At 74.4% G+C, this 10,472-nt stretch carries 9 protein-coding genes; 2 read left to right on the forward strand and 7 right to left on the reverse strand.

Going from position 1 to position 10,472, the window contains the following annotated elements:
• Positions 1-307 precede the first annotated feature (307 nt).
• The 3 genes from NWP09_RS08840 to rsmA all read right to left on the reverse strand — a co-directional run bounded on the left by NWP09_RS08840 (position 308) and on the right by rsmA (position 4,256).
• Complete coding sequence (locus NWP09_RS08840) at positions 308-2,113, reverse strand: ABC-F family ATP-binding cassette domain-containing protein (protein ID WP_258275153.1); 1,806 nt, start codon at positions 2,111-2,113, stop codon at positions 308-310.
• A gap of 214 nt (positions 2,114-2,327) precedes the next feature.
• Positions 2,328-3,251 (reverse strand): 4-(cytidine 5'-diphospho)-2-C-methyl-D-erythritol kinase, encoded by a 924-nt coding sequence (locus NWP09_RS08845; RefSeq protein ID WP_258275154.1) that lies wholly within the window; start codon positions 3,249-3,251, stop codon positions 2,328-2,330.
• 177 nt (positions 3,252-3,428) lie between these two features.
• Positions 3,429-4,256 carry a 16S rRNA (adenine(1518)-N(6)/adenine(1519)-N(6))-dimethyltransferase RsmA gene (gene rsmA / locus NWP09_RS08850; RefSeq protein ID WP_258275161.1) on the reverse strand — a complete coding sequence of 276 codons (828 nt, stop codon included), beginning with the start codon at positions 4,254-4,256 and terminating at the stop codon, positions 3,429-3,431.
• 176 nt (positions 4,257-4,432) lie between these two features.
• On the opposite strand from rsmA, the gene NWP09_RS08855 reads away from it, so the two are divergent.
• Positions 4,433-5,395, forward strand: coding sequence for a hypothetical protein (locus tag NWP09_RS08855; RefSeq protein WP_258275155.1), 963 nt, complete (start codon positions 4,433-4,435; stop codon positions 5,393-5,395).
• 7 nt (positions 5,396-5,402) lie between these two features.
• Here the strand turns inward: NWP09_RS08855 and NWP09_RS08860 are convergent, their stop codons facing one another.
• Positions 5,403-6,344, reverse strand: coding sequence for a TatD family hydrolase (locus NWP09_RS08860; RefSeq protein WP_258275156.1), 942 nt, complete (start codon positions 6,342-6,344; stop codon positions 5,403-5,405).
• 127 nt (positions 6,345-6,471) lie between these two features.
• On the opposite strand from NWP09_RS08860, the gene NWP09_RS08865 reads away from it, so the two are divergent.
• Positions 6,472-7,011 (forward strand): hypothetical protein, encoded by a 540-nt coding sequence (locus NWP09_RS08865; RefSeq protein ID WP_258275157.1) that lies wholly within the window; start codon positions 6,472-6,474, stop codon positions 7,009-7,011.
• 6 nt (positions 7,012-7,017) lie between these two features.
• On the opposite strand, the gene NWP09_RS08870 is transcribed toward NWP09_RS08865, so the two are convergent.
• The 3 genes from NWP09_RS08870 to rsmI form a co-directional block, all read right to left on the reverse strand.
• Positions 7,018-7,485 carry an SRPBCC domain-containing protein gene (locus tag NWP09_RS08870; protein WP_258275158.1) on the reverse strand — a complete coding sequence of 156 codons (468 nt, stop codon included), beginning with the start codon at positions 7,483-7,485 and terminating at the stop codon, positions 7,018-7,020.
• An 89-nt stretch (positions 7,486-7,574) separates the two neighbouring features.
• Complete coding sequence (gene metG / locus NWP09_RS08875; RefSeq protein ID WP_258275159.1) at positions 7,575-9,125, reverse strand: methionine--tRNA ligase; 1,551 nt, start codon at positions 9,123-9,125, stop codon at positions 7,575-7,577.
• A gap of 53 nt (positions 9,126-9,178) precedes the next feature.
• Positions 9,179-9,997: a 16S rRNA (cytidine(1402)-2'-O)-methyltransferase gene (gene rsmI, locus NWP09_RS08880; protein ID WP_258275160.1), complete on the reverse strand. Its 819-nt coding sequence runs from the start codon at positions 9,995-9,997 to the stop codon at positions 9,179-9,181.
• Positions 9,998-10,472: the final 475 nt, after the last annotated feature.

The following is a 10,472-nucleotide window of genomic DNA, read 5'->3' on the forward strand; positions in this document are numbered from 1 at the left end:
CGCGCCGTGCGCCCGCGCGCCGCGCCCGGCGCCCCGCTCCCGAGCCCTCGCGCCGCGCCCCGCGCGACCCCACTCCCGGGCTCCCGCCTGACCCCAATCCCGAGTGTCGGCCGGATGCACCGGCGAACGCCCAGGACGGCAACGGGCCGACACTCGTCGAAGACTCGAGCAGCCGAGAGAGCAACGAGCCGACACTCGTCGAAGACTCGAGCAGCCGAGAGAGCAACGAGCCGACACTCGACGCACGAGCGGCGGAGGGCGGGCGGCGGCAGCGGCGGCAGAGCGGCCGGGGTGGCCGAGCGGGGCGTCAGGCCTCGAGGGCCTCGTGGGTCTCGAGCCACTGCTCCTCGAGCTCGGCGATGCGCTCGTCGACCTCCGCGAGCTGCGCCTGGAGCGCGGAGAGCGCGTCGAAGTCGGCGTGGTCGGCGCTCTCGAACGCCTGCAGCACGCGCTCGCGGTCGCTCGCGGCCTTCGCGAGCCGCCGGTCGAGGCTCGCGGCCTCCTTCTCCATCGAGCGCCGCTCGGCCCCCGTGAGCGCGCCGCCCGCCACCGCGGCCGAGGCCTCGCCCGTGCCAGCAGCTGGCGCCTGCGCGGCCGCGCGCGCGACCGAGCCCTTCCCCGCCTGCTGCAGGTACGCATCCACCCCGCCCGGCATGTGCACGAGTGCGCCGTCGATCACGGCGTACTGGTGGTCGGTCACGCGCTCGATGAGGTAGCGGTCGTGGCTCACGACGATGAGGCAGCCGGCCCACGAGTCGAGCACGTCCTCCATCGCGGCGAGCATGTCGGTGTCGAGGTCGTTCGTGGGCTCGTCGAGGATGAGCACGTTCGGCTCGTCGAGCAGGATGAGGAGGAGCTGCAGCCGGCGGCGCTGGCCGCCCGAGAGGTCCTTCACGAGCGTCGAGAGCTCGCCCGAGCGGAAGCCGAGGCGCTCGAGCAGCTGGCCGGGCGTGAGCTCCTTGCCGCCGCTCTGGTAGCTCGACTTCAGCCGGCCGACGACGGTGCGCACGGGCTCGTCCTCGTGCTGCTTGAGCTCCTCGAGCTCCTGCGTGAGCTCGGCGATCCGCACGGTCTTGCCCGTCTTCACGCGGCCTGAGGTGGGGCGGATGCGCCCGGCGATGAGGGCGAGGAGGGTCGACTTCCCGGCGCCGTTGCGCCCGAGGACGCCCGCGCGCTCGCCGGGCGCGATGCGCCACGTGACGTCGTCGAGGATCGTGCGGCCGCCGAGCTCGACCGAGACGTCCTCGAGGTCGACGACGTCCTTGCCGAGCCGGGTCGCGGCGAGCTGCGCGAGCTGCACGGCGTCACGGACGGGCGGCTCGTCCTCGATGAGCTGGGTCGCCGCCTCGATGCGGAACTTCGGCTTCGCCGTGCGGGCCGGTGCGCCGCGGCGCAGCCACGCGAGCTCCTTGCGCATGAGGTTCTGCCGCTTCGCCTCGCTCGCGGCGGCCATCCGGTCGCGCTCGACGCGCTGCAGCACGTAGGCCGCGTAGCCGCCCTCGAACGGCTCGACGATCCCGTCGTGCACCTCCCACGTGCCCGTGCACACCGCATCCAGGAACCACCGGTCGTGCGTGACGGCGACGAACGCGCCGCGGCCGCTCGCGTAGCGGGCGTTGAGGTGGTCGGCGAGCCACGCGATGCCCTGCACGTCGAGGTGGTTGGTGGGCTCGTCGAGGAAGAGCACGTCCCAGTCGCCGGCGAGCAGCTGCGCGAGCGCGACCCGGCGGCGCTGGCCGCCCGAGAGATCGCCGATGCGCGCGTGCCAGTCGAGGTCGCCGACGAGGCCGGCGATGAGGTCGCGGATGCGCGCGTCGCCCGCCCACTCGTGCTCGGGCCGGTCGCCGACGACCGACTGCGCGATCGTCGCATCGGGGTCGAGCGTGTCGCGCTGGTCGAGCACGCCGACCTGCAGGCCGCCGCGGCGCGTGACGCGTCCGCTCGTGGGCTCGACGGAGCCGGCGAGCACACGCAGGAGCGTCGACTTGCCGTCGCCGTTGCGGCCGACGATGCCGATGCGGTCGCCGTCCTCGAGGCCGAGCGAGATCGACTCGAAGATCGTGCGGGTCGGGAATGCGACGCCGACGCGCTCGGCGCCCAGGAGATGTGCCATATCGCCTCCATCATCCCGCACTCGGTCACGCGCGACTCACGGGCCGGCGGGCCGGCTTCCCGGCGACGGGTGCGCATCGGCCGACCGGGTGCGGGAATGCCCGCACCCGTGAGGCGCGAGCGCACCCGTCGCCGTAGCAGCGCGTCGCCCGCGGCCCGGCGGCCGCTGCCGGCTGCCCGGTGCCCGTGGGCAAGGGGCGGGCGGATGCGCCGGCTCAGTCGATGAGGCGGGCCCCGGGCACGGGCCCGGTCACCTTCACCGCGCGCACCTGCGACGCCGAGAGCGCCACCTGCAGCTCGATCGCCGACTCGACGCCGTCGCAGAGGAACGCGACCGTCGGCCCGGAGCCCGAGACGATGCCCGCGAGCGCGCCCGAGCGCTCGCCCAGCTCGAGCGTGCCGGCGAGCCGCGGCATGAGGCGCAGCGCGGGCGCCTGCAGGTCGTTCTGCAGCACCTCCGCGAGCATCGACGCGTCGCCGGCCCGCAGCGCCTGCAGCACCCGCGCATCCACCGTCGGCACGTCGTGTGCGGGCGCGATGTCGGCGGCGTGGAGCGCTCGGTGCTCGTCGAGCGCCCGGTAGACGTCGGGCGTCGAGAGGCCGCCGTCGGCGTAGGCGAGCACCCAGTGGAACTGGCCGCGGGCCAGCGCGGGCGTGAGCTGGTCGCCGCGGCCGGTGCCGACCGCGGTGCCGCCCGCGAGCGCGAACGGCACGTCGGCGCCGAGCTCGCGCGCGATGTCGTGCAGCGCCTCGCGCCCGAGATGGAGCCCCCACAGCTCGTCGCACGCCACGAGCGTCGCGGCCGCGTCGGCGCTGCCGCCGCCCATGCCGCCGGCGATGGGCACGTGCTTCTCGATCGAGAGCGCGACGCCGCGCGACACGCGCCCACGCCGGGCGAGCGCCATCGCGGCGCGGATCGCGAGGTTGTCGCCGCCGGTCGACAGGTCGGCGTGCGGGATGGGCCCCGAGAAGCGCACCGAGAAGTCGGCCGCCTCCGTCGCCTCGACGATCTCGTAGAGGCTCACCGCCTGGTAGGCGGTCGCGACGTCGTGGTAGCCGTCGTCCTGCATCGCGCCGACGCCCAGGTGCACGTTGATCTTGCCGGGCGCCTTCGCCCGCACCGTGCTCCTGCTCACCACGCGTTCCAACCTAGTGCGCGCTCGGGGCCGCTTCCTGCGCGCCGGTCGCCATCGCTCCCCGGCTGCGGCGCTGCGAGCACGACAGGTGTGCCCGGAACGGCGCGAACGGCGGGCTCGTTCCGACCCCTCGACAGACATCTGCGCGCAGGGCTGCCGACGAGCCCGGAGCCGACGAGCTCAGCCGCCCGCGCCGGCCTCCGCGATGCGGATGAAGTCCGGCAGCGCGAGCGCCTCGCCGCGCAGCGTCGGCTCGACCCCGGCGCGCTCGAGCACCGCGGTCGCCTCCGCCGAGGAGCCGAACACGCCCGCGAGCGCCTGCCGCAGCATCTTGCGGCGCTGCCCGAAGGCGCCGTCGATCACCGCGAACGTCGCGCGCCGCAGCTCCTCCGAGCCCATCGACGGCCCGCGCCGGAAGCCGACGAGCACGCTGTCGACGTTGGGCACCGGCCAGAAGATCTGCCGCGACACGTCGCCTTCGAGCGCCCACGGCCCCCACCACGCGACCTTCGCCGACGGCGACCCGTAGGTCTTCGAGCCGGGCTTCGCGGCGAGCCGGTGCCCGACCTCGGCCTGCACCATGACGAGCGCGCGCTCGATCGTCGGGAACCGCTCGAGCAGGTGGATGAGCACGGGCACCGACACGTTGTACGGCAGGTTCGCGACGATCGCCTCGGGCGCGAACGGCAGCGCCTCGATCGTGAGCGCGTCGTGGTGCACGACCTCGAGCCGCGCGCCCGGCTGCTTGCGCGCGACCGTCTCCGGCAGCAGCTCGGCGAGCCGCGGGTCGATCTCGACCGCCGCGACGCGCGCACCGGCCTCGGTGAGGCCGAGCGTGAGCGACCCGAGGCCCGGCCCGACCTCGACGACGTCGCGACCCGCGACATCCGCCGTCCGCACGATGCGGCGCACCGTGTTCGCGTCGACGACGAAGTTCTGCCCCCACCGCTTCGTGGGCGTGAGGTCGAGCCGTGCGGCGAGCGCGCGGATCTCGGCCGCGCCCAGCAGCGCCTCGGAGCCGCCGTGCGCGCCCGCGTGCTGCTGCCCGCCGTGCTCCGGCGCCTCGTCGATGCTCACCCGTCGAGCCTATGCCGAGCGCGCCGCGGGGCGCCGCCGAGCCGAGTGCGGCAGGATGCGAGCACGGGCGCGCGACACGACGCGCGCCGCGGGCGAAGGAGACCGCCATGGGCAGCACGAGGTTCCGGATGCGTCGGGGCACGCGAGCGGGGATGCTCGCCGCGGCCGCGCTCACGGGCGCCGCGGCGCTCCTGACCGCGTGCGCGAGCCAGGCGCCGATGCAGTCCACCGCGCCCACCGCGCCGGGCGGCACCGGGGCCGCACCGGTGCCGATCGAGGGCGACCGGCTGGGCCCCGAGCTCTTCGACCGCGTCTCGGCCGACGGCGCCGCCGTGCTGTGGGCGGAGCCCGGCACGACGCTCGCGGTCGTGGTCGGCGGCTCCGGCGGTGGCGGCGCCTGCATCCCGCAGCCGCACGCGGCCGAGCTCGTCGACGGCGCGGTGACGATCGCGTTCGACCCGCCCGACCCGGCTGTCGCGTGCACCGCCGACTTCCGGCTCCACGGCTGGGAGCTCGGGCTGCCGAGCGAGGTCGACGCCTCCGCACCCCTCGACGTGCGCCTCGTCGACCTCCGGGGCGACGGGGAGACGCGCGAGGTGCGCATCGGCCCCGACGACCTGCTCGTGAGCCCGACCGCCGACCCGCAGCCCTCCGTCGTGCCGGGCGACACGCCCGCAGGCGGGATCGCGCCGACCCCCATCCCCGCCGAGCAGCTGCCGCCGATGGACGCCGTCATCCCCCCGGGCACCATCCCCCAGGTCGCGGTCAGATGGCTCGAGCCGGGCGCCTCGCTCGCCGTCATGGTGGTCGGCTCGGGCGTCGCGCCGTCGTGCAACGCCACCCCGGTCGGAGCGAAGCCGACCGGTCCTGGCTCGATCGAGGTCACGTTCGACCCGGCGGATCCCGAGCAGGACTGCCCCGCCGACGGCGTCCTCTACGGCTGGGAGATGCCGCTGCCGGAGCGCATGTCGGCGGAGCTCGGCGTCGAGGTGACCGTCACGGGCATCGTGCACGACGGCTCTGCGTCGGTCATCCCGCTCGGCCCCGGCGACGTGCTCGAGCGCCCCTGACCGAGCGTCAGTCCCAGCTGCCGTACGCGCGCACGGTATTGGCCGCGGTCTCGGCCGCGAGCTCGTCGGCGTCGACGCTGAGCCGCTCTGCCATGGACCGCACCGTGAGCGGCGTCAGGTAGGGGCTGTTCGGCCGCCCCCGGAACGGCGCCGGCGTGAGGAACGGCGCATCCGTCTCGACGAGGATGCGGCTGCGGTCGGCGACCGCGAGCGCCGCGTGCAGGTTCCTCGCGTTCGAGAACGTGACCGTGCCGGCGAACGAGAGGTACCAGCCGTGCTCCGCGGCGATGCGCGCGAGCCGCTCGTCGCCCGAGAAGCAGTGGAAGACGGTCGTCTCCGGCGCGCCGACCCGCAGGAGCGTCTCCACGACCGCGTCGTGCGCGTCGCGGTCGTGGATCTGCAGCGCGATCCCGTGGCGCTTCGCGATCTCGATGTGCGCCTCGAACGACGCGTGCTGCGCGCGCTGCCCCTCCTCGCCCGTGCGGAAGAAGTCGAGCCCCGTCTCCCCCACCGCGCGCACGCGCGGCTCGGCCGCGAGCGCGTCGATCCGGGCGAGCGCCTCGTCGAGCGTGCCCGCCTCCGCGTAGCCCGGCGCCTCGTTCGGGTGCAGCGCGACCGCGGCGAGCACGCGCGCGTCCTGGCGTGCGAGCGCCGCCGACCACTCCGACGACTCGACGTCGCCGCCCACCTGGATCACGCCCGCGACGCCGGCCCGCTCGGCCGCGTCGAGCGCGGCCCAGTACGGGAAGTCGTCGCCGTCCTTGATCTCGAGGTGCGTGTGGTTGTCGTAGATCGGCACCCCGAGCGGCGCCGGCGCCTCGGGCCGCGACAGGTCGCGCTTGCCGTCGTCGAAGCGCTCGCGGATGTACTCGCCACCCGGGAGCGCCGTCGCGCCCGGCCCCTCGGGCACGGGCCGGGCAGGTGCGGTTCCGTCGTGATGCGCAGGCATGCATCCAGCCTACGGAGGCGCCGGCAGAGGGAACGCAAGGGTCCCATCCAGCGCGCGCCATGGGTCGGCTGGCATCCTCGACACCCGTAGACAAGCGTCCCACTCGAGTCACGGGGAGGTCCGCCGCATGCGCTTCCGTCTCGCCGCCTCCGTCGCGCTCACCGCGCTGCTCGCCGCGGCCGGGTGCACGGCGGTCGGCTCCGATGGCGCGAGCGAGAGCCCGGTCGGCGTCGCCGAGATGTCGGATGCGTCGACCTCGCAGCGCTCGGAGCGCACCGACGACGAGAGCGCCGCTGCGGCCGCCGAGGCCGTGCGCACCGCCGAGCCCCAGCAGCTGAACGGCGGCGAACCGGGGGTGCCGGAGCAGAGCGGCGCCTCGGTCGACGACGTGCTGCGGCTCGGAGCGGTCGCGGTGTGGATCGAGGAGCCGAGCGTGTTCGCGGTCTCGCTGCCGGTCTCGGCCGAGTGCTGGCCGAGCGCCGGCGAGCCCGTCGCCGTCGACGGCGGCGTCGTCGTGCCGTTCGTGAGCGATGCCACGTGCGCGGTGCCGACGGCCGCGCGCACCTACACGCTGCAGGTCCCCGAGGGGGTGGATGCGTCGGGCGGGCTCGAGCTCTCGGTCGTCGGCCTCGAGCAGGACCTCACGCTCACGCTGCCGACCTCGTAGCCGGCGTCAGCGCGCGAGGTGCGCGAGCGCCTCGTCGAGCCGCTCGAAGTCCTCGTCCATGCCGGCGTCGATGCCGGACTCGACCATCCGGTCGCACGCCTCCTTCGACGCGTAGGTCGAGGTGACCTCGAGCGCGCAGCGGCCGCCCGGCACGTCGCGGAACTCGAGCACCTCGAGGGTCGGCTGCCCCGGCTCCTCCTGGAACTCCCACGTGTGCACGATCCGCCCCTCGACGACCTCGTGGTACGAGCCCCAGAAGCGCCAGTCGCCGCCGTGCTCGACCGTGTAGGCGAAGCGCCCGCCCGTGTGCGCGTCGAAGCGCTCGATCCGCAGCCGCGAGCCGCGCGGGCCCATCCACTGCGCGAAGATCTCGGCGGTCGTGAACGCGCGCTGCACCGCCTCGGCGCTGCCCTCGAACTCGCGCCGGTGCACGACCGACTGCTCCCCGACCCGCTCGTGCGTCGTCTGCGCCATGCGCCGACCCTACGCCAGATCCTCAACCGGGCAGGTGGTCGGCCGCCGCGATAATCGCGTCGGCCGACCACCTAGCCGGTTGAGAAGCGTCAGGCGGCGGGCTGGGCCTGCTCGATGCGCGGGAAGAGCGGCGGCATCGTCGTCACGCGGCCCGTGCCGCGCCACTCGTGCGCCGCGCGGATGGGCTGCGCGAGCACGTCGCCCTCGCCGCCGACCGCGGCCCACAGCTGCTGCGCGCTCGCCGGCATGATCGGCGCGAGCAGGATCGCGGCCGCGCCGATGCCGTGCACGTTCGAGGCGAGCACCGCCGCGAGCCGGTCGCGCTGCGCCTCGTCCTTCGCGAGCACCCACGGCGCCTGCTCGGTGATGTAGCCGTTCAGGCGCTCGACGATCGACATCGCGGCGTCGACCGCCTGGTCGATCGCGAACCGGTCGATCGCCTCGTCGGCGCGATCCACCGCATCCGTCACCAGAGCTGCGATGTCGGCGTCGGGCGCGACGTCGGGCACGACGCCGTCGCAGTACTTGTGGACCATCGCGATCACGCGCGACGCGAGGTTGCCGAGCCCGTTCGCGAGCTCGGCGTGGTAGCGCGCGTCGAGGTCCTCCCACGAGAACGACCCGTCGGAGCCGAACGCGATCGCCGAGGAGAAGTAGTAGCGGAACGCGTCGACGCCGAACACGTCGGTGATCTGCCGCGGCTCGATGCCCGTCGCCTTCGACTTCGACATCTTCTCGCCGCCCACGAGCAGCCAGCCGTGGCCGAAGACGTGCTCCGAGATCTCCAGGCCCGCCGCCATCTGCATCGCGGGCCAGATGACCGCGTGGAAGCGCGCGATGTCCTTGCCCACGATGTGGACCGCGGGCCAGCGGCGCTCGAACCGCTCCTCGTCGACGCCGTAGCCGGTCGCGGTGATGTAGTTGAGCAGCGCCTCGAACCACACGTAGACGACGTGCGTCTCGTCCCACGGCACCTTGATGCCCCAGTCGAACGTGTTGCGGCTGATCGACAGGTCGGTGAGGCCCTGCTTCACGAACTGCCGCACCTCGTTGCGCACGTGCTCGGGCTGCACGTAGTCGGGGCGCTCGTCGTAGAGCGCGAGCAGCCGGTCGCCGAACTCCGAGAGCTTGAAGAAGTAGTTCGCCTCGCGCACGACCTCGATGGGCCGCGAGTGGATCGCGCACACGAGCTGCCCCTCGAACTCGCCCGCGCCCGGCACGAGGTCGTTCGGCGTCTTGTACTCCTCGCAGCCGACGCAGTACTGGCCCTCGAACTCGCCGTGGTAGATGTAGCCGGCGTCCTTGAGCCGCTCGAGGAAGAGGCGCACGCCCGCCTTGTGGCGCTCCTCGGTCGTGCGGATGAAGTCGTCGTTCGCGATGTTCAGCAGCTCGAGCTGCGGCTTCCACGCGGTCTCGACGAGCCGGTCGGTCCACTCCTGCGGGCTCACGCCGTTCGCGGCGGCGGTGCGCATGATCTTCTGCCCGTGCTCGTCGGTGCCGGTGAGCATCCACGTGTCGTCGCCGCGCATCCGGTGCCAGCGGGCGAGGACGTCGGTGGCGACCTCGTTGTAGGCGTGGCCGATGTGGGGCACGTCGTTGACGTAGTAGATCGGCGTCGTCACCGTGAAGCGCTCAGACATGCTGCCAAGTCTAGGAGCCGCCGGTCCCCCGATCCGCCGCCGGCCCGCGCTGGTCAGGAGGGCGGATGCGTCAGGGCGGCCTGGTAGAGCGCGTTCCGCGGGTGGCCGGTCGCCTCCGCGACCTCCGCGGCCGCGTCCTTCAGGCGCATCCCCCCTTCCTTGAGCCGCAGCACCTGCTCGACCGCGGCGTCGAGGTCGGCGAGCACGGGCGCCGCCCCCTCGAGCACGAGCACGATCTCGCCCTTGACGCCGTCGCTCGCCCACGGGAGCAGCTCGGCTGCGGTGCCCCGGCGCACCTCCTCGAAGCGCTTCGTGAGCTCGCGCGCCACGGCGATGCGGCGCCCGGGCATCGCCCGGTCGATCGCCGCGAGCGACTCGGCGAGCCGGTGCGGCGCTTCGAAGAGCACGACGGTGCGCTCCTCGCGGGCGAGGGAGGCGAGCATCCGGTCGCGGTCGCCGGCCTTCCGCGGCAGGAAGCCGTCGAACGCGAACCGGTCGGTCGGGAGGCCCGAGAGCGCGAGCGCGGTGAGCACGGCCGAGGGGCCGGGCAGGCACGTGACCTGCACGCCGGCGGCGACCGCGGCCTGCACGAGCCGGAAGCCCGGGTCGCTCACGGTCGGCATGCCCGCGTCGGTGAGCACGAGCACGTCGGTGTCGCGCGCGCGCTCGACGAGGGCGGGGGCGGCGGCCTCCTCGTTGTGCTCGTGGAGCGCGACGAGCTGCGGCTGCGCGTCGATGCCGAGCGCCCGCAGCAGCTGGCGCGTGGTGCGGGTGTCCTCGGCGGCGATGACCTCCGCGGTCGCGAGCGCCTCACGGAGCCGGCCGCTCGCATCGCCGAGGTTGCCGATGGGCGTGGCCCCGAGGATGATCACCGAGCCAGGCTAGCCCGCGGGGCGGGGAGCCCGATCGGGCTGAGCGCCCCGTCGAGCCGCGTGGAGGGTCGGCGCCGCGCTCAGGCCGATCGGTGTTCCGCCCGATCGGGTTCCGGCCCATCGGGGTTCCGCCCGATCGGGTTCCGGCCGATCGGGGTCCCGCCCGATCGGGTTCCGGCCGATCGGGGTTCCGCCCGATCGGGGTTCCGCCCGATGGTGGTTCCGGCCGATGGTGGTTCCGCCCGACCTGGGTTCCGGCGCATCGGCGCTGAACGGATCGACGGCCCTCCTGATCGGCGCTCGAGCTGCGGCCGTCCTGTCGAGCGGCGCACCGAGCGGCGCTCCGAGCGGCGCACACCGCCACGGGTGCGACAATCGGGCGCGTGACCCTGCCCCGCACCGCCGACGACGCCGACGGCGTCGTGGATCGCGACGACGCACGCGGCGGCACGGCGGCCGACGCCGCGGCCGAGCC

Source organism: Agrococcus sp. HG114 (genome assembly GCF_024723325.1).
Taxonomy (GTDB): domain Bacteria; phylum Actinomycetota; class Actinomycetes; order Actinomycetales; family Microbacteriaceae; genus Agrococcus.

Bases quoted from the DNA above. Each gene is read 5' to 3' on its own strand.
- NWP09_RS08840 (WP_258275153.1), bottom strand. From the start codon at position 2,113: ATGGCACATCTCCTGGGCGCCGAGCGCGTCGGCGTCGCATTCCCGACC.
- NWP09_RS08855 (WP_258275155.1), top strand. From the start codon at position 4,433: ATGGGCAGCACGAGGTTCCGGATGCGTCGGGGCACGCGAGCGGGGATG.
- NWP09_RS08860 (WP_258275156.1), bottom strand. From the start codon at position 6,344: ATGCCTGCGCATCACGACGGAACCGCACCTGCCCGGCCCGTGCCCGAG.
- NWP09_RS08865 (WP_258275157.1), top strand. From the start codon at position 6,472: ATGCGCTTCCGTCTCGCCGCCTCCGTCGCGCTCACCGCGCTGCTCGCC.
- NWP09_RS08870 (WP_258275158.1), bottom strand. From the start codon at position 7,485: ATGGCGCAGACGACGCACGAGCGGGTCGGGGAGCAGTCGGTCGTGCAC.
- metG (WP_258275159.1), bottom strand. From the start codon at position 9,125: ATGTCTGAGCGCTTCACGGTGACGACGCCGATCTACTACGTCAACGAC.